The 18,634-nt window shown below is 37.1% G+C and carries 17 protein-coding genes; 1 reads left to right on the forward strand and 16 read right to left on the reverse strand.

The features are described 5' to 3' along the window. From QUF99_RS27250 to spoIIID, 5 genes are all read right to left on the reverse strand, one after another. Window positions 1-1,197: a CDP-glycerol glycerophosphotransferase family protein gene (locus QUF99_RS27250; RefSeq protein WP_289374268.1), complete on the reverse strand. Its 1,197-nt coding sequence runs from the start codon at window positions 1,195-1,197 to the stop codon at window positions 1-3. Window positions 1,198-1,387: 190 nt separating this feature from the next. Next, window positions 1,388-2,566, reverse strand: a complete 1,179-nt coding sequence (locus QUF99_RS27255) for a CDP-glycerol glycerophosphotransferase family protein (RefSeq protein WP_289374269.1) — start codon at window positions 2,564-2,566, stop codon at window positions 1,388-1,390. 6 nt (window positions 2,567-2,572) lie between these two features. Then, on the reverse strand, window positions 2,573-2,968 hold the full coding sequence (gene tagD / locus QUF99_RS27260) for a glycerol-3-phosphate cytidylyltransferase (protein WP_289374270.1): 396 nt from the start codon (window positions 2,966-2,968) through the stop codon (window positions 2,573-2,575). Window positions 2,969-3,316: 348 nt separating this feature from the next. Further along, window positions 3,317-4,318 carry a rod shape-determining protein gene (gene mreB / locus QUF99_RS27265; protein WP_289374272.1) on the reverse strand — a complete coding sequence of 334 codons (1,002 nt, stop codon included), beginning with the start codon at window positions 4,316-4,318 and terminating at the stop codon, window positions 3,317-3,319. Window positions 4,319-4,477: 159 nt separating this feature from the next. Further along, a complete protein-coding gene (gene spoIIID / locus QUF99_RS27270) occupies window positions 4,478-4,750 on the reverse strand; it encodes a sporulation transcriptional regulator SpoIIID (RefSeq protein WP_042981008.1) in 273 nt (90 codons plus the stop codon). A gap of 478 nt (window positions 4,751-5,228) precedes the next feature. Here spoIIID and QUF99_RS27275 point away from each other — a divergent pair. Continuing rightward, window positions 5,229-6,577, forward strand: a protein-coding gene (locus QUF99_RS27275) for an IS3 family transposase (protein WP_289368445.1) whose coding sequence is annotated in 2 segments (ribosomal slippage) — window positions 5,229-5,685 and window positions 5,685-6,577 — 1,350 coding nt in all. Because the reading frame shifts where the segments join, the coding sequence is not laid out codon by codon here. Between the two features lie 346 nt (window positions 6,578-6,923). Here QUF99_RS27275 and QUF99_RS27280 read toward each other — a convergent pair. From QUF99_RS27280 to nuoN, 11 genes are all read right to left on the reverse strand, one after another. Continuing rightward, window positions 6,924-7,058 carry an ABC transporter ATP-binding protein gene (locus tag QUF99_RS27280; RefSeq protein WP_289374774.1) on the reverse strand — a complete coding sequence of 45 codons (135 nt, stop codon included), beginning with the start codon at window positions 7,056-7,058 and terminating at the stop codon, window positions 6,924-6,926. A gap of 139 nt (window positions 7,059-7,197) precedes the next feature. Further along, window positions 7,198-8,151, reverse strand: a complete 954-nt coding sequence (gene spoIIQ / locus QUF99_RS27285) for a stage II sporulation protein SpoIIQ (protein ID WP_289374273.1) — start codon at window positions 8,149-8,151, stop codon at window positions 7,198-7,200. Between the two features lie 163 nt (window positions 8,152-8,314). Next, a complete protein-coding gene (locus QUF99_RS27290) occupies window positions 8,315-9,022 on the reverse strand; it encodes an ABC transporter permease (RefSeq protein ID WP_289374275.1) in 708 nt (235 codons plus the stop codon). Window positions 9,023-9,024: 2 nt separating this feature from the next. Then, window positions 9,025-9,867, reverse strand: coding sequence for an ABC transporter ATP-binding protein (locus QUF99_RS27295; protein WP_289374277.1), 843 nt, complete (start codon window positions 9,865-9,867; stop codon window positions 9,025-9,027). A 420-nt stretch (window positions 9,868-10,287) separates the two neighbouring features. Further along, on the reverse strand, window positions 10,288-11,295 hold the full coding sequence (locus QUF99_RS27300) for a LytTR family transcriptional regulator DNA-binding domain-containing protein (protein WP_289374279.1): 1,008 nt from the start codon (window positions 11,293-11,295) through the stop codon (window positions 10,288-10,290). Between the two features lie 172 nt (window positions 11,296-11,467). Further along, the gene (locus QUF99_RS27305) at window positions 11,468-13,081 is read right to left on the reverse strand and encodes a long-chain fatty acid--CoA ligase (protein WP_289374280.1); all 1,614 of its coding nucleotides are present in this window, start codon (window positions 13,079-13,081) and stop codon (window positions 11,468-11,470) included. Between the two features lie 137 nt (window positions 13,082-13,218). Continuing rightward, window positions 13,219-14,241 carry a stage II sporulation protein D gene (gene spoIID / locus QUF99_RS27310; protein ID WP_289374282.1) on the reverse strand — a complete coding sequence of 341 codons (1,023 nt, stop codon included), beginning with the start codon at window positions 14,239-14,241 and terminating at the stop codon, window positions 13,219-13,221. Between the two features lie 248 nt (window positions 14,242-14,489). Further along, window positions 14,490-15,794: a UDP-N-acetylglucosamine 1-carboxyvinyltransferase gene (gene murA, locus QUF99_RS27315; RefSeq protein ID WP_289374283.1), complete on the reverse strand. Its 1,305-nt coding sequence runs from the start codon at window positions 15,792-15,794 to the stop codon at window positions 14,490-14,492. A 35-nt stretch (window positions 15,795-15,829) separates the two neighbouring features. Next, window positions 15,830-16,432, reverse strand: a complete 603-nt coding sequence (locus QUF99_RS27320; protein WP_483298647.1) for a YwmB family TATA-box binding protein — start codon at window positions 16,430-16,432, stop codon at window positions 15,830-15,832. Window positions 16,433-16,588: 156 nt separating this feature from the next. Next, window positions 16,589-16,825: a DUF1146 family protein gene (locus QUF99_RS27325; RefSeq protein ID WP_286122834.1), complete on the reverse strand. Its 237-nt coding sequence runs from the start codon at window positions 16,823-16,825 to the stop codon at window positions 16,589-16,591. Window positions 16,826-17,106: 281 nt separating this feature from the next. Further along, complete coding sequence (gene nuoN, locus QUF99_RS27330) at window positions 17,107-18,627, reverse strand: NADH-quinone oxidoreductase subunit NuoN (RefSeq protein WP_289374775.1); 1,521 nt, start codon at window positions 18,625-18,627, stop codon at window positions 17,107-17,109. Window positions 18,628-18,634 lie beyond the last annotated feature (7 nt).

Below are 18,634 nucleotides of genomic sequence, written 5' to 3' on the forward strand. Positions count from 1 at the left end.
TTATGCCTCTCCAAAGAATATTTTCTCTACTACACGTTTAGATGCAAAACCATTTTCTAAATAACAATATTTATTATAAAAAGTATTATATTTCTTTTCAAATTCGCCTAGTCCATTGGTTTCAAACTTCAGTATCTCTTCTAATACATCTTCTGTTGTCGTAACGACTGGTCCAGGGGCTTCCAACTCTAAATTAAAATAGAAGCCTCTTAACTTATCACGATACGAATCAATATCATAAGTATAGAAAATAATGGGCCTATTCAAATTTGCATAATCAAAAAAGACAGAAGAATAATCTGTAATTAACAGATCAGATAGTACGTACAATTCATTAATATCTACATGCTGAGAAAAGTCATAAGCAAACCCTTTATATGGTGTTAAATCAAACTGTTCTGCTACTAAATAATGCATCCTTAGCAAAATGATATAATCAGAATTTAACTTTTGTTGTAAAAGGCTTAAATTCAGTTGCAAGTCTAGCTTATAACGCCCTTTACTATAAAATTGATCATCTCTCCATGTTGGAGCATATAAAATTACCTTTTTATCTACAGGTAAACCATTCTTTTTCTTTAGCTCCTCAATCTTCTTACACTCATTGTTCACATATAAAAAATCATTTCGAGGATACCCCGCTTCAACTACATCCTTTTTAAAGTGAAACGCCCTTTGGAAAATCTCTGTTGAATAAGCATTAGGTGACAATAAATAATCCCAATTTTGTGCTTCTTTTCGAAAGTTTTCCTTATATTTTTCTGTAGTTGTCCCTGGCATATGAACTTCTTTCATATCCATAGCTAACTTCTTAAGTGGTGTACCGTGCCAAGTTTGTACATAAGTAGTGTGCTTTGGCTTTGGAATCCACAGTGGCATCCTACTATTTGTAACCCAATATTGTGCCCGTGCCATTAAAATAAACCAGCGAATTGAAAACCTTTTGACATGTGGAATGTTTGCCTCTTCAAATTGTGCTGTATAATTTTTATTCACACTCCAAATCATTTGGAAATCTAAATTTTGCTGTACCATATATTCATATAGTGCACGTGGATTACAACTATACTGCTTGCCTGAAAAGCTTTCGAAAACAACTAGATTTTTTCGAGCCGGAAAATGACTACAAATTAAAAATATTGTTTTACAAGCAACCTTTACTATTCGATGATTTTTTAACTTTTTGATTACACTCATATTTTTTATACACCTTCTAACTACAATCAGCCGTTTTATAAATTAATATATTGAAACTTTATCTTCCTACACTTTATATCCATTGATAAATGTATTAGGAAGAATAAAAATTACATACATAAATGAAAAAAGCTAAGTGATTTTAATGAATCTCACTTAGCCACATTCAACTTGCTACTTACAATATAGCTTATAGCTCAATTCCGTTTTGGCTAAACAAGTAATCCACTAACTTCTTACTTGAATCCCCATTTGAATATTGATTCCAACGTGCATTAAACTGCTCTAACTTATTACTATTAAATGAATTGTTTTGTATCGTATCAATAATTCCAGCTGAATTATACACAGTCGGTCCAGGAACATTTGTTATAAAATCTCCAATGATTCCTCTTTTCTTTGCATATTTCTTTAAATCATACGCAAAGAATATCATTGGTTTATTTAACAAGCAAAATTCAAAGGGAACAGAAGAATAGTCTGTTATTAAGATATCTGTTACTAAAAACAAATCATTTATATTAGGATATAATGAATAATCATATAAGAAGCCTTTATATTCATCCTTATATTTCAATTTATTTCTGATAGCGGGGTGTAGTTTAATAACGAGGATATATTCACCTTTTAAAGCTTCATACATCGCATCAATATTTAAATGTAATTCAAAATCTTCCAGCTCTTTATCTCTAAAAGTTGGAGCATATAAAATTACTTTTTTCTTTTTCAAATTAGGGTTACTAGACATAAGATTAGTAATAATACTGTTTTGATGCTTCTCATTAAAAAACACATCTGTGCGCGGAATTCCTGTTTTTAATATGTTCTTTGCTGGTATGCCAAACGCATCCTTATAAATATCCGCCAATGCTTCTGAGCCTACTACAATTTTATGAAAATTATTGTAAACTTTAAAAAATCTTCTTTGCGCTCGTTTACTTCGCTTCTTAAAAGAAGGAGCCAATATCCCGAATTTTTTAATGGCACCTGCCGCATGCCAAATTTGGATACATTGTACCCCTTTTTTGAATCGGACCATCGACAGCGATCCAAAATAATTATCAATAATAACGTATCTAGATGTTGCTAAATGATATATTGATTGTACAGTTTGTAGTATGCTTTTTGTTTCAAATGCATATGATTTCACATCTGGATAATTGTTCACTTCATACTTGCATGTCGATTTATACAAAAAAACAACTTCATAATCTATTTGTTGTTTCTTCATTTCTTCATAAATAGAGATAAGATTTTCCCCATAAGACATGATAAAAGTCACTTTATTTTTGACAGGAAATGCTTTCGCTATGCTAAATAAAACTTTAAATAAAATTAGGTATACTGTTATAATCATTTCTCGAAACATAACATATTATCTAGCAACTAATACTAGCTCCTTTTTGATTTTAGTAGTAGAGATCCCAATCGTTCTTGGTAAATAGACAACATCACAATAATCTTGTAAAAAGTTAAATTGACCTTCCCAATCATCGCCCATAACAAATACATCTACATCATGCTTAACAACATCTTGTGTTTTTTGTTCCCAATTGTTTTCAGGAATCACTTCGTCTACATAGCGAACCGCTTCTAAAATCATTTTGCGATTCTCATAACTATGATAGGACTTTTTATCTTTTAATTTGTTAAATTCATCTGAAGAAACAGCGACAATTAAATAATCTCCTAAATCCTTTGCTCGCTTCAATAAATTAATATGTCCCCAGTGCAATAAATCAAAAGTACCATATGTAATTACCTTTTTCATACTTGTGCCCCCCCTGTGAAGTGTTGTTTATTTTATTTTTTAATTAGTTAAACGAAAAATAGACTCTTCCATACTTATTAAATGGTAAGAGTAATCCAAATTCAGCGATGTGATTCTACCACATATTTACATTTAATTTACATAGAATTCACATGAAATTCACAAAGACGATTATATCACAATTTTCTGTGACAAACTATGACGGTATATAAACAAATCTTGTCATATTCTCCTACAGAAAACGCTTATAACGAAGTTTTTACAAGTCCATTTTAAAGCCAATAAAAAGAGTGTGAAGGAGACATTCCCTTCACACTCTTTTATTAATTCGTATATATACCCACAACTCTATCGTAGTGCACGTCGTGGTAATTTATCGATGTTCTCTAACATGATTCCTGTACCAACCGCAACGCAATGCATTGGGTTTTCAGCGATTAATACTGGCACTTTCAACTCTTCTGCTAGAAGCATGTCGATGCCGTGTAATAACGCTCCGCCGCCTGTTAAAATAACACCGCGGTCAATAATATCTGCAGATAATTCTGGTGGTGTACGCTCTAATACACCTTTTGCAGCTTGTACAATAATAGAGGCGTTTTCTTTTAATGCTTCTGTAATCTCTTCTGAGCATACTTTAATTGTACGAGGCAATCCTGTTACCATGTCACGGCCACGAATATCAAGCTCTTCGCTACGTGCACCTGGGAATACTGTACCGACTTTAATTTTAATATCTTCTGATGTACGTTCCCCGATTAATAGTTTATACCTACGTTTAATATAATTTAGAATCTCCATATCAAACTTGTCGCCGGCCATTTTGATAGAGGAGGAGGTAACAATATCACCCATGGAAAGTACGGCGATATCTGTTGTACCTCCACCAATATCAACAACCATGTTTCCGCTCGGTTGGAAAATTTCCATACCAGCACCAACAGCAGCTACTTTTGGCTCTTCTTCTAAGAATACTGTTTTACCACCTGAACGTTCAGCAGCTTCGCGAATTGCTTTTTGTTCTACAGATGTGATGTTTGTTGGACAACAAATTAAAATGCGAGGTTTTGAAAAGAAGCTCTTCACGTCCAATTTGTTAATGAAATGCTTTAACATTGCTTCTGTAATTTCGAAATCTGCAATTACACCATCTTTAAGCGGACGAATCGCTACAATATTACCAGGTGTACGTCCTACCATACTTCTTGCTTCTTCACCTACCGCTAATACTTTACCAGTATTACGATCAATTGCTACAACAGACGGTTCGTTTAATACGATACCCTTACCTTTTACATGAATTAATACATTAGCCGTGCCTAGGTCAATTCCGATATCTCTCGCAAACATTCCTGTTTCTTCCTCCTCGATATTCAAAATCAGGTTGCACCCGAATTCTTTTACACCTAATTTCTGATTTTATCATAAATTTAATGAAAACGTAACATTTGCAAAAGAATTCTTCTGAAAAGGTTACATAAGCACCAAGGAATGTTTGCCAATATCATGTTATTGCCGCACAGTTTTTTCTGTATCTTCTTTTCGGTACTTTTGCTTCGTCGCTTCCCCGCCGCGAAGGTGACGAATCGACTTATGATAATCAAGAATTTCTTTCACTTCATTTGCGAGCTCTGGATTTATTTCTGGTAAGCGTTCTGTTAAATCTTTATGGACTGTACTTTTTGATACCCCAAACTCCTTTGCAATTACACGAACTGTTTTTCTTGTCTCCACGATATACTTGCCAATCTTGATAGTTCTCTCTTTGATGTAATCGTGCACACCACTCGCCTCCCTAAATTGGATGTGAGAAGTGTGAAATGAGACTCGCTGCATATGACTAAGAAGTAAATTCGAGTGCTGCTTGTAAGCGCTAAACATTCTGGAATTTATAATGAAATGATTCACGATTTCTCACCTCAAACACTCTCTTTGCATTGGTTTATACCATTGTATTGCTGGTATTCCAGTTATATGCTACAAGTTCTGTATTTTTTCGGACTAAGATGACAAAAATTACATTTCCGAAGTGAAAAATACAACCATTTCATACATTCCATCTAATATTTATGCTGTTAATATGCTTTTCCGTGCGATATAAAGTGAAACTTTGATTAGTGGGGGTATTACTGCCCGTTAATGCGGGATAAATACTAAAAGCATGTTATATTCGTGCCTTGTCTAACTAAAAAGCACCGTAGAATTTTGAACTGCACCCCAATTGTTAGACACGACTAACAATTGGAGGTGCAATTTTTTTATGACGAAATACTCTTTAGAAGTCAAATTATCTTCAGTTACCGCTTATCTTAACGGCATAGAATCCTTTAAAGATATAGCTCAAAAACATAGTGTAGATATGACGATGTTAAAAAAATGGGTAGCTAAGTTTCGAAAACATGGATTGGCAGGTCTTCAAAAGACATATACAAATTACTCTGTTGAGTTTAAAATGGACGTACTTAAATTTATAAACGAGATGGGAGCGTCCATCGCAGAAGCCACTACGGTATTTAATATTCCTACTTCTAGCACTGTGTGGAAGTGGAAACATTTATTTGAAACACAAGGGATTGACGCTCTTCAACCAAAGGAAAAGGGGCGTCCACCTATGAAAAAGAAGCCAGAGAACAATCAACAAGTAGAAGGATCAGAAGAAGCATTAAAAGCGGAAATTGAGAGATTACGTATGGAGAATGCGTATTTAAAAAAGTTACATGCCTTAATTCAAGAAAAGGAAAAGTCACAGAACAAGACAAAGCGCAAATAATTTATGAGTTGAGGCACGAATTTAAAGTCATTGACTTAGTAAAAGTCGCTGATATTCCGCGCAGTACCTATTATTACTGGGTGAAACGAATGGATCGCCCAGATAAATATCACGAAGTGAAAGAAATGATCCAACAGATTTTTCATAAGCACCAAGGTCGATATGGCTATCGTCGTATTACGTGGACATTACGCAATCAAGGTATCATATTAAATCACAAAACAGTTCGTCGCTTAATGAGCGAAATGAATTTAAAATCTCTTGTCCGTATGAAGAAGTATCGCTCATATCGTGGGAAAGTTGGTAATATTGCACCAAACATACTAAAACGTGATTTTGGAGCAACGAAACCAAATGAGAAATGGGTTACAGATGTGACAGAATTTCACATACATGGTGAGAAGTTATATTTATCCCCGATACTTGATTTATATAATGGTGAAATTATTGCGTATAACGTAGAGAAACGTCCTGTTTACCCATTAGTCTCAAAGATGTTGGATAAGGCTTTTCAACAATTAAAAGATGGTGAATTTCCTATCCTCCACTCGGATCAGGGATGGCACTATCAAATGAAGGAATACCAACATGTATTGAAAGAAAAAGGAATTACACAAAGTATGTCTCGTAAAGGGAATTGTTTAGATAACGCAGTCATCGAAAATTTCTTTGGCTTATTAAAGTCTGAATTACTCTACTTACAAGAGTTCGAAAGCATGGAACATTTTAAATTAGAATTAGAAAAATATATTCACTACTACAATAATGACCGAATTAAAACAAAATTAAAAGGAATGAGCCCTGTACAATACAGAACGCATTCCTCATTAGCTGCTTAAAATATGTGTCTAACTTTTTGGGTTCACTTCATTTTCCAGAAAAATTCTACGGTGCTTTTGATATAGCCTAAACAATATTTATAAAACGAGTACCCCACATTTTACTTTTCAACAACCTTATGCTTACCAGAAACTATTTTAGTAAATTGGTCCATAGTAGTTTCAGAAGAGATAGACAAGCGTTTAATCTCAAATGGTTTACTTTTCTGTGTAGCATATCCTTGGGAATTCGTAAACGCTAAAGACATTTGTAATTAGAAACTCCAATAGATGTAGTTTAATTTTTTTTCTTAAGAAAACAAATTAAACTAACATCAAAAAGAAAAACACTCCCAATATAGGAGCATCATTCTTCACGATCACATTCTTTTTCTAATAATTGATGGTGGGGAACTTCTTTCTTACTGGCGATATAATAATATAATAAGAACAAAATAACCAATAAAATAAGAGCAATCGAAAGGACAAATACAAATGACAGAGTAATCCCCTCCTTTTCCTTATATATATTCGAGAATTCCGTCTAGTTTCCTTGTTATCACTATATTTTTACCTATACTAGATTATTTTTATATAATAATAAAAAAATCAATTCCCTTAGAGGGAACTGATTTTTTCGTTTATTCTTGTGTAGAGGAAGAATCACTAGATGGTTCTGTTGAGCTGTTTGTTGATTTCTCTTCTTTTTGTTTGTCTTCAGCTGAACCATTTGTTGATTTCTCTTCTTTTTTCTTGTCTTCAGTTGAACCATTTGTTGATTTTTCTTCTTTTTTCTTGTCTTCAGTTGAACCATTTGTTGATTTTTCTTCTTTTTTCTTGTCTTCAGCTGAGCCATTTGTTGATTTTTCTTCTGTTGCTTTTTCATTAACAGAGCCGTTTGTTGATTTTGCTGCGCCAGCTTCCGCTTTTACATCTGCAACAGACTTATTCAGGTAACGTTCTGGATTTACAGCTACGTTATCTTTACGTACTTCAAAATGGACGTAAGAGCCTGCTTCTTTGTTCATTGCGCTTAGACCGGATTTTCCTAGTACTTCACCTTGTGCAATTTGTGCACCTTTTTCTACCTTCACACTGCCTAAACTTTGATAAAACGTCGTAATACCATTTCCATTATCGACTGTTACCACATAACCAAGAAGCGCATCTTTTTCCGCTTTCGTTACCGTACCACTTAAAGCTGCTGTAACATCAAATTCTTTTCCATTTTTCGCAGCAATATCGATTCCTCGATTTGCAGAGTATGTGTTGTTATAAAAGACAAGTGCTTCTTCTTGTTCCTCTGCTGCTACTCCATCTTCATAAAACTTCTTCTTTACAACAACTTCTGTGCCCTTTGCAACAGGCATTTTCACAACTTCTGAAGATTTTGTTACGGGTACTGCAGGATTTTCACTTTGACTATACGGCGTTGCTTGCTCTTTATCAGGCGCTTTCTTCGGATTAGTCGCCTGGAACCATAGAGCAACCGTCAAAATTACCGCTGCACACGCAATGTACAATGCCGGAAATACCCACCGTTTTTGAAATAAATGAACTACCTTTCGAGACTTTTTATTATTCCTTCCTCGCATTCTATCATCACCTCAGCAATCATTTTGAACAAAATCACCCCATCCTATACAACTTATAACTAATTATCTTTCGACAAATTTTGTAAAAATATGTATAGGAATTACAAAATTTCCGAGGAAATGATAAAATAATCAAAAAACTGAGCGCATTGGCTCAGTTTTTTTAGTCTAGTTGTTTCTTTTTGTAGATGACAAGGCAAAGGATTATAGAAATAACTAACCAAATTGAGATATTTAATAGGCTTGTATCTATTGCAGAAAAACCTTTTCCCTTTATTACATTCACAACTGCATTAAAAATGTGATTTGTCGGTAAATAAGATAGAATTTTTTTCACTATTTCATTCTTTACAAGCTCACTTAATATTGGTCCCATTAATAAAATCATTGAAATCGGTGTCGTAATGACAGAAACTTGCACTAAATTTTTAGCTAAAAGGGCAACGATTGTTCCAACTATGATGAATAATAGTGTTCCTAATATAATAACTGCCAACAACAAGAACATACTACCATGTAAAGTGTTTAATAAGAATAAGCTTAGGAAACTTAAAACACCACTTAAAACGATAATCGGTAACGCCTTTCCAATAATTACTTCAATAGGAGAAGCTGGAGATAGCATGAGGACACGTAATGTATGTTTTTCTTTCTCTTCAGCAATAAGGGTTGCCTGTGCAATTGTTGTAACCATACTTAATACCATTACAATTACAATGCCACCCATAAATTCTTTTGCATCATCCATTTGCTTATAAAATAGTGAGAGGCCGATTGGCAAGAGTGCCATTAATAGAATTTGTGCATTATTTTTTAAATCCTGCATCTCTTTACGTAAAATTGCTGAAAATCGTCTCATTGAAAATGTCATAATTATAATCCCCTCCCAGTTACTTCAATAAAGATATCCCCGAGTGTTGGCTCATAAGAATGAATGGACAACAGCTCTCCGTTTTTCATCCACTCAGAAATACGTTTTGCACCTAGCTCATCTTTTTGCACTGTTTCTTTTTTCTTATCTTTTAAAACCACTTCAATTTTATCTTTCGCATACTTGAGTCGTAAATTTTCTGGTGTATCCAGTGCAACGATTTCTCCGCCGCATAAGAAAGCGATGCGATCACAAAGCGTTTCCGCTTCATCCATATTGTGCGTTGTTAAGAAAATCGTTGTTCCTTCTGCATTTAAGTCCCTTAATATTTTATGAATGTTTTGGACATTTACTGGATCAAGCGCGGACGTTGGTTCATCTAAGAACAGCATATCTGGTTTATGCAAAATTGCCCGCGCTAGCGTAACACGCTGCTTCATCCCTTTTGATAATTTTTTAACAGGTGTTTTTTTATCTTCTAATAAGTTCACTTGTGCTAACACTTCATCAATTCGTTCTTTTTTACAATCGTATAAGTCGCAAAATAATAGTAAGTTATCATAAATACTCAATCTTTCATATAAGCCACTGTTATCTGTTAAAATACCGATGCGTTTATAATCAACGCTACTTGGTCCTGTAATATCTTTCCCTAATACTCTTACCGTTCCAACACTATGAAGTAATTGGGAAGTTAATATTTTCACTGTTGTTGTTTTGCCCGATCCACTTGGTCCAAGAAATCCAAAGATTTCCCCTTGCTTCACTTCAATATTTACATTTCGAAGTGCTGTTTTTTCCTTGAAGGTTTTCATTACATCCTTCATTTCAATTGCCAATGTCATTTCGCCATCCCCTTTGTTTTTTCTTTTATAAGTTACATTTCGCTTCAGCAACTTGCTTAGCCGCTTTCGCTTTTTTTTATTTTGTCTAGCTCCGCCTCCTAAGCCCTTCCGTCTAAGAGCCTTCCGCACGAGAAGGCCAAAAACACCTTCTGTGCGAAAGAACCTTAGCCATCAGGCTTGAACAGTCGGCTCTGCTTTTCCTAATTTGTTCGTGACTCAATCATATGCAAAACAAAGGGGGGATGCAGTAAAATACCGGTAAAAGGAGTATTTTTACCGGTGAATGGCGCATAATTTTATCTCATTGGAACAGCTTATAGGACGATTGGAGCACTATCACCCTTGAATGAAACAATGGATTAACCATTCAATACAAAAGGGGATCTGTCTTTCTCTCATCATGGTAAATGCAACATACATTTACAGTCCAATGACAGCCTTCAATTCATCCATCCTTCCTTTGGAAAGGGGAATGGAACTTTTTCGTTCATCATCTAAAATTAAACTAAAACTGTTCCGTGTCCAGGTGATGACTTCGCGCACACGCTGTAAATTCACGAGGTAAGAGCGATGACATCGAAAGAATCCAAAGCCTTTTAACCGCTCTTCTAGTTCGCTTAATGTTAGGGCACAAATAAAGTCGCCTTCACGAACATGAATGTGCGATATTCCATTTTGACTTTCAATGAAATGAATCTCTGTCGGATCAATTAAAATGATTTTATCGTTCACCTTAGCTGGAATTCGTTCGAGTTTCATTTGCGGAATCATTTGAACAACTTTTTCTGCATCTACTTCTTCGTTTTCTTCTTGCTCAATTTCAACTTTTTTAACACCATCTTGATGGAGTACATACACATCTTCTGTTAAAGAAAGTGCGTCAGATAAAAACGCTGATGTAATAAAGATTGCTTTCCCTCGCTCTTTTAACTTCATAATCGCCTTTCGAATCATAATCGTGCTTTCTATATCGACATTTTGTTCAGGCTCTTCAAAAATAATCAGATCTGGGTTATGAATCATTACACGGCCAATATGCAGACGCCGTTTTTCAGAAAATGTCAGCTTTTCGATTTTGATATTTAGCTTATCGACTAGTCCCACATACTGAACAACTTCTTCGACCGATATGTTCGATTCGTATAAACCTGATAAAAAGGCGAAATATTCTTTCACTTTCAATCGGTCATATGCTTCATCTTTCAAAAAACAAAACCCAATACGCGAATAGCATTGTTTTCGCAGCGGCTCTCCATCAAACAAGACGCTCCCTACAGACGCCTCCTCTTCCCCAATAATAAGGCTATGTAAAACCTTTGCAGTATGATTGTTACATTGCAGCACAACACATTGTCCTTTTTCAATTTTGAGCTGAATCGTTGGCAACTGATTTGCCTTCCCCAATTGTTTTAGCTCGAATAACGCCATTCTTTCTCCTCCAGATTGTTTTTTATCATATTATACCAAATATAAGATAGAAAATTATTACATTTATTACAAAAATAAAAAGGAGCTATACGGCATTAGCTCCTTTTCTGTCTACCTATCATTCATGATTCAATCACCAATATAAGAACGGCGCAATCCAACTTCTTCATTATCACTGTTTCACCATATAACTCTTCAATTGATCGCGCAGCGCTCGCTTCAAAAACTTCCCGACTGATGTTTTTGGAATTTCATCGACAAACAAAATATCATCTGGCATCCACCATTTTGGAAATTGATTTTCTAATAATGCATAAAGCTCTTCTTGAGAGGCTACTTGTCCTTCTTTCAGGACAACGCAGGCAACCGGACGCTCTTGCCATTTTTCATGTGGAACGGCAACAACCGATGCCTCTAATACTTTATCATGTGCCATTAAGGCGTTTTCTAAATCAACGGAAGAAATCCATTCACCACCGCTTTTAATTAAGTCTTTCGTCCGGTCGGCAATTTTAATGAACCCTTCTGGATCAACCGTTACAATATCTCCTGTATACAACCAGCCATCTTTCATCGCTTCTTCCGTGCGCTCATCGTTATAATAGCTGCCAGCAATCCATGGCCCACGCAGACAAAGCTCGCCCATTTCTTCGCCATCCCACTTAATTTCACCCTCTTGACCGATGACTTTCATTTCAAGACCTGGGAATAAGTAACCTTGGCGGGAACGCAAATCATAATATTCTTCTTTTGGCAGGTCCCGTTGATATGACTTCGGACAGTTAATGACAACAGCTGGGCTCGTTTCTGTCATCCCGTAAATTTGGCGGAAAGCAATCTCGTATTTTTCTTCATATGTGCGAATCATACCTTTTGGCGCTGCTGATCCACCTGACCAGATGGTACGAACACTACTAATATCATAGGAATGCTTTTCGAGCTCTTGTAGTAAGCCAATCCAAATTGTCGGCACGCCGGCGGTAATGGTTACTTTCTCCCGTTCAATGAGCCCGGCTAAAATTTCCGAATTAAAATGTGGCCCTGGTAGTACGAGCTTTGTGCCAAACCATGTACCTGCAAACGGCAGCCCCCATGCGTTCACATGAAACATAGGAACGACTGGCATACAAGTGTCTCCTTCAGATATGTTACCGCCGTCCACAAGTCCTAACGTGTAGCTATGAAGCGCAATACTGCGGTGCGTATAAACGACACCCTTTGGCTTTCCTGTCGTTGCAGAAGTGTAGCACATGCCCGCAGGTGCTTTTTCATCTAAGTCTTTTATAAATGGAAATGTTTCGTCGCCGTCTTCGAGTAGTGTATCGTAATGATAGGCTGGTGATAATGTTGTGTGAGGTAGTCTAGTATCATCTGTCATAATGATAAATGCTTTGACGTGAGGAATCTCGTGTTGAATGCTTTCAAGTATTGGAACCATGTCTTCATCAACAAGAATGATCTTGTCTTCAGCGTGGTTAATGATGTACGAAATATGTTCTGCTGAAAGTCGTAAGTTAATTGTATGTAAAACAGCTCCGATTCCCGGAATCGCAAAATATGCTTCTAAATGGCGGTGATGGTTCCAAGCGATTGTACCAACTTTGTCACCAGTCTCAATCCCCATTTTACTTAGCCTACTAGCAAGCCGCCTTGTCCGCTTTGCAATCTCTCCATATGTTAATGTTTGAATGCGCGATGCAGTACGTGAGACAACTTCCTTCTTTGAAAAATACTTCTCCGCTCGTTCCATCATTGCCGGAATGAGAAGTGGTACATCCATCATCATATTGCATTCCCCCTGTATTATTCTTATATACACACATACATCTGTATTATAACACAACAAAACGAGACAAAAGCCAGCAACATTTCTTTCATTTTCTACAAAACATGACAAAAAGCATGACGCCACAGCGCCATGCCTTATTTCCTTGCCATTAACTTTCCTTCATACTCATTCATTGTCTTAATTGCTACACCTTTATAATAATGAGCAACAATGTCTGTATAGCCTTTTCCTTCTTTCGCCATACCATTGGCACCAAATTGGCTCATACCCACGCCATGACCGTATCCCTTCGTTGTTACGATAATGTTGCTTCCTTGTTGTTTCCACGTAAAGTCAGAGGAGCGTAGTCCGAGCTTGTCACGGACTTCTTTTCCTGTTAATGCTTTCCCTTGAAACTCAACTTCTTTGACACGTTTTCCTTCTGTACGGCCTTTAATGGTACCAACCTTTCCATTTCCTAATGTTTTCACACCAAGGCGCTTTTGAAAGTCAGCTACGGTAAAGGTTTGTTCACTCGTAAATTTTGGAGCAGCTTGATCCCACGGACTGTCTACGCTTTTCAAATACGGATAGTCGTTGCCCCAGTAGTCGGCAGCATTCTCTGTATAGCCGTTACTCGTTGAGAAGAAGGATGCTGTGATTGGATTTCCCTCATATGTTAAAACTTGTCCGGCTGTTTTGGAGACCGCTTCTTCAATCCGTTTCATGTTGTTTTCGTATTTCTTGCCCCATAACTCTTTGAGCTCTGCTTTGCTTTTGTACACTTGGTTCTCGACCGTATCCGTTACATCCGCTTTGTTTTCCTGTTTACTTCCGCTGAGCATGTGTTTCACAACGAATGTCCGCGCTGTTAATGCCTGCGCCTTTAATGCCTCCATTTCGAAGTTTGCCCCCATTTCAGCAGCTACTACACCTGCAACATAATCTTCCATCGGCACTGTTTCTACCTTCTTTTGCCCGCTACGATACACATCAACTTGCACAGCGGTGTTTGTCTTGGCAGGAGCTGGCTGTTTTTGCACGGCTGAAGGATTCGCAGCTACTTTCGATTCGTTTTCTTTCCCTTCCGTAAACGGAATCACAAGCATGCTCGGTACGATAATGACTAACGCTACTAAGAGCGCAACTGTAACAAAAAGTGGCTTTGAAATGTTCATCTTTTTCCCCCGCTATGAAATTAGATTCATTTCATTTTTATGGAAAGAAACAAACTTTTAGAACAAAGTGCGAGGAACTTCTCGAAAAAGCCACTAGAAAATTAGGACCTATCAAGACACAGCTTCAAAGGAAAGAATTTTCTAACTATTTTCAAGTGAACATGCATAAATAAGAAAGTTATTGACTATAACAGTAATAGCCCAAAAAAAATAGCCTCTATGTCAGAAAGACATAGAGACTATTCCCCTTAAGCGTGAAGATCAGATACTTTTTGTTCCGTTACTTCTTCTACTTGTTCGTTTACACGTTCAATATTTGCACCGAGTGCCGCTAACTTACCATGGAAGTTTACATATCCACGATCAAGATGTTTTAATTCTGTTACACGAGTATAACCATCTGATACTAAACCAGCTAAAATTAATGCAGCTGCAGCACGTAAATCTGTTGCTGCTACTTCTGCACCTTGTAAGTTTCCTGGTCCATTCATAATAACAGAACGACCCTCGATTTTGATATCTGCATTCATACGGCGGAATTCTTCAACATGCATAAAACGGTTTTCAAATACCGTTTCTGTAATCATGCTTGTGCCGTCAGCTTTTAATAACAATGCCATCATTTGTGATTGCATATCTGTTGGGAAACCTGGGTGCGGCATTGTTTTAATGTCAACCGCTTTTAGTTTATTTGGACCGATAACGCGTACGCCCTCGTGTTCCTCGATAACTTTAATACCCATTTCTTCCATTTTCGCTGTAATAGAACGTAAATGTTCTGGTACAGCATTTTCAATTAAGATGTCTCCACCTGTAATTGCAGCTGCAACCATAAACGTTCCTGCTTCTACGCGATCAGGAATAATAGAATGGTTTGCACCATATAATTTCTCAACGCCCTCAATACGAATCGTTCCAGTTCCAGCTCCGCGTACTTTTGCTCCCATTGCATTTAAGAAGTTCGCTAAGTCTACGATTTCTGGTTCTTTCGCTACGTTTTCAATTACTGTTGTCCCTTTTGCTAATACAGCTGCAGACATAATATTTTCTGTTGCGCCCACGCTCGGGAAGTCTAAGTAAATTTTTGCGCCTTGTAATTGACCGTCTACATATGCTTCAACAAATCCGTTACCAACTTTTACTTTTGCTCCCATTGCTTCGAAGCCTTTTAAATGTTGGTCAATTGGACGTGAACCAATTGCACAGCCACCAGGAAGTGCAATACGAGCACGACCATTACGTGCTAATAGTGGTCCCATTACAAGAACAGATGCACGCATTTTACGTACATATTCAAATGGAGCTTCAATGTTTAAATCCTTTGAAGCATCAATTGTAACTTGATTGTTTTCAAATACAACTTCAGCATTTAAGTGACGTAATACCTCGTTAATTGTGTATACATCAGATAAAACCGGTACTTCAGATAGTACATTCTTTCCGTCACTCGCTAATAGGGCTGCAGCGATTATAGGTAATACAGCATTTTTTGCGCCCTCTACACGCACTGTGCCGTTCAACCGCTTTCCGCCACGGACGATGATCTTTTCCAAATTATTCCCCTCCGTGTCCTTTATTCAATATCTATTCAATACTCAGAAGTTATGATCGGTGTGCCAACCACAATTATATCTTTGTTGTCTATAGAACGTATTGCTATTTGCACATTGATTTTCTCTCTATTTGTTGAAAGAGCGTCATTCCACTTTTTATTATATGCGGAGACTGACACAAATGCTCTTTCTTCTATCTTCTCGATCGCTCTTGCTGAAAGATCTTTCAAAACCTCATTGGCTTTATTTTGCAAAACACCTTTAATCTTATCATTCATTACACCTTGAACACAAGTATAAATTGTAGGTTTTGTACTAAAAATTTTATCCATTTTTCGAACGATTTTAGAGTCCCATTTTGACCCACTTATTTCAAAAATAATGAAAGTGTTTTCTTTAGTATTTTCCTTTGTCCACGTTACTACTATTCGTTCTTCATAGGAAGAAAATTTTTTGTATGCTGTTGCTTTATATCCATCGTGTGATTCTTCTAATTCCCAATTTTGAATATTCGCATTTTCTTTCACTTCATTTAACAGTTTTTGAAACGTATGTATGTTAGAAATGGTTCTTGTTTCTCGTGCTAGCCATGACCACCGCTTCATTTGTGCTCCATTTTTTTCAAGAGCTGCGATCATATTCTCCATCTTCTCTTCGTCACTTACGGGCTTTATCTCTTTATACCCAACTAAGAATACGACAATACTTACGACAACAATAAGAATTACTTGTAACTTTCTCACGTTCATCCCCTCCTATCCCCATTGTTAACGGAGATATGAGGTTCTATACGCTTACTTTACTAAATACGTTAAACTCTTTGAATACCCTAAATAATCAAGGAAAAAGTTGCTGACAGATGTCCCGATTGCAATCGTAACAAGAATAAGTAGGATCCTTGTTTGCAGTACTTTTCCCGCTTTCATCAGGCGTTCGATGTGGAGGCCTTGCAAAGCCCACCACGTAATGGTAATAAACAGTAAATGCGACACAATCGCAATCAGTGCTTGTTGCCCTAAAAGATGCGCCAAAAAAATCGCCCCCTTTTGTTTCGCCTACTATCACTCAGAATGCAAAAACCCCATGAATGGAAGCTTCCCTTTATCCGACCCTAATAGGCAGTATGATCCCCACCTCAAAGTTTACAACAAGCAAAGAAGTTAGGTGACGAATAACTACCTACAGGAGTCCGGTTAGCAAGAGTTCACCATTAGCGGAGAGATAACATCTCTTCACTGATGAAAGTTTTATCTTTTCCCATTGCACCAAAATAAAAAGCGTAGAGTGAAATCTCTACACTTTTTTATTTTCACTATTGTACCACGTTCCCAGTAAAGAAGAAATCTTTCATTAATGGAAAATATTCATGAAAGAAATTGTAGCCGATTGCTGGTAATATTCCCAACACCAAAGTTGCAATCGCACAAAAACTAATAACGACTTTCAAGTTGAATGTAAGATTCACCTGTTCTTCCGTATTTCCCTTTCGAAAGAACATTTGCTGCAAAATGCGGAAGTAATATACAAATGAGATAACCGTTGTTCCCATCATGACTGATGCCAATATATAATGTGCCGGCTCTACGAAAAATGCACCTAAGAAAATATTCACCTTTCCGATGAAACCAGCTGTTCCTGGAATCCCCGCCAAAGATAAAATAAAGATGGTCATCATAACGGCGGCAAACGGAGATCGCTTGTACAAACCTGAGAAGATTTCCAAATTTTCTTTTCCACTTTGTAAGATTAATCCGTGAATGACAGCAAAAGCTCCGATGTTCATCAGAAGATAGGCCAACATATAAAACCACATGCTGTCCATCATAAACGGCGATAGTGCTACAAAGGGAACAAGCAAGTAACCAGCATGTGCCACGCCAGAATAGGCAAGCAGACGCTTTACGTTGTGCTGCCCTAGCGCCGCCGTATTACCAATTATCATTGTAATCCCGGCCAGGACTGCGATATAAATGTTCATATTGCCAAGCAGTGATTGTGTATTACTATTAACAGGTATGCCGGCAAAAACCATGAGGAACAGCCGGACAATCATAATAAAACCAGCGATTTTGGAGATTGACCCTAGAAACGCGGTGACAGGCGTCCCCGCTCCCTCATATACATCCGGTGCCCACATATGAAACGGTACTGTCGCAATTTTAAAAGACAAACCAACGAACAGAAGCAAGAAGGCCAGCGCTAACAGAAGCTGTATGTTTCCATCCACGCCTTGCATAAACAGGCGCTGCATATCCATTATATTTGTCGATCCCGTCATACCGTATAAATAGCTCATTCCAAACAGCGTAATTGCCGTAGAGATTCCGCCGTTAATAACATATTTCATCGCTGCCTCATTGGCAGCACGATTTCCCTTTTGTATACCTACTAAAATGTACGAAGACAACGATAGCAATTCCAAGCCGATAAAGAGTGTAATAAAATCCACACTAGACGCCATAAACAGCGCCCCGAGAAGAGCTGTTAAAAATAAATAATAGTACTCTCCTTTATCTTGAATTGGCCGCCTTTTGTCATCGCTCATCGCCATACATAAGACGAGAATTGCTCCAAGTAATAATAATGTTTTAAAACCTTTTGAAAATCCATCTAATACAAACGATCCGTTTAAAATGTCTCCAGCTGGCTCACTATACAGCGAAATTAAAGCCACAAGTGATAATATAATTGCACCAATCGCTCCAAGCGCTAAGTAGCGCCGATCGAAGCTAGGTTTTAAAAATAAATCAAGCAGCGAGAGAAGGATGGCAGCTCCGAGAAGGATAAATTCCGGCGTCATTAAATGCCACGATAAGCTAAGTAGTGTATTCATATCCATC

This window comes from Bacillus sp. DX4.1, assembly GCF_030348195.1.
GTDB lineage: Bacteria > Bacillota > Bacilli > Bacillales > Bacillaceae_G > Bacillus_A.

Excerpts from the sequence above, each read along its gene's own strand:
- QUF99_RS27250 (WP_289374268.1), bottom strand. The coding sequence starts at position 1,197 with ATGAGTGTAATCAAAAAGTTAAAAAATCATCGAATAGTAAAGGTTGCT.
- QUF99_RS27255 (WP_289374269.1), bottom strand. The coding sequence starts at position 2,566 with ATGTTTCGAGAAATGATTATAACAGTATACCTAATTTTATTTAAAGTT.
- tagD (WP_289374270.1), bottom strand. The coding sequence starts at position 2,968 with ATGAAAAAGGTAATTACATATGGTACTTTTGATTTATTGCACTGGGGA.
- mreB (WP_289374272.1), bottom strand. The coding sequence starts at position 4,318 with ATGTTTGCGAGAGATATCGGAATTGACCTAGGCACGGCTAATGTATTA.
- spoIIQ (WP_289374273.1), bottom strand. The coding sequence starts at position 8,151 with ATGCGAGGAAGGAATAATAAAAAGTCTCGAAAGGTAGTTCATTTATTT.
- QUF99_RS27290 (WP_289374275.1), bottom strand. The coding sequence starts at position 9,022 with ATGACATTTTCAATGAGACGATTTTCAGCAATTTTACGTAAAGAGATG.
- QUF99_RS27295 (WP_289374277.1), bottom strand. The coding sequence starts at position 9,867 with ATGACATTGGCAATTGAAATGAAGGATGTAATGAAAACCTTCAAGGAA.
- QUF99_RS27300 (WP_289374279.1), bottom strand. The coding sequence starts at position 11,295 with ATGGCGTTATTCGAGCTAAAACAATTGGGGAAGGCAAATCAGTTGCCA.
- QUF99_RS27305 (WP_289374280.1), bottom strand. The coding sequence starts at position 13,081 with ATGATGATGGATGTACCACTTCTCATTCCGGCAATGATGGAACGAGCG.
- spoIID (WP_289374282.1), bottom strand. The coding sequence starts at position 14,241 with ATGAACATTTCAAAGCCACTTTTTGTTACAGTTGCGCTCTTAGTAGCG.
- QUF99_RS27320 (WP_483298647.1), bottom strand. The coding sequence starts at position 16,432 with ATGATCGCAGCTCTTGAAAAAAATGGAGCACAAATGAAGCGGTGGTCA.
- nuoN (WP_289374775.1), bottom strand. The coding sequence starts at position 18,627 with ATGAATACACTACTTAGCTTATCGTGGCATTTAATGACGCCGGAATTT.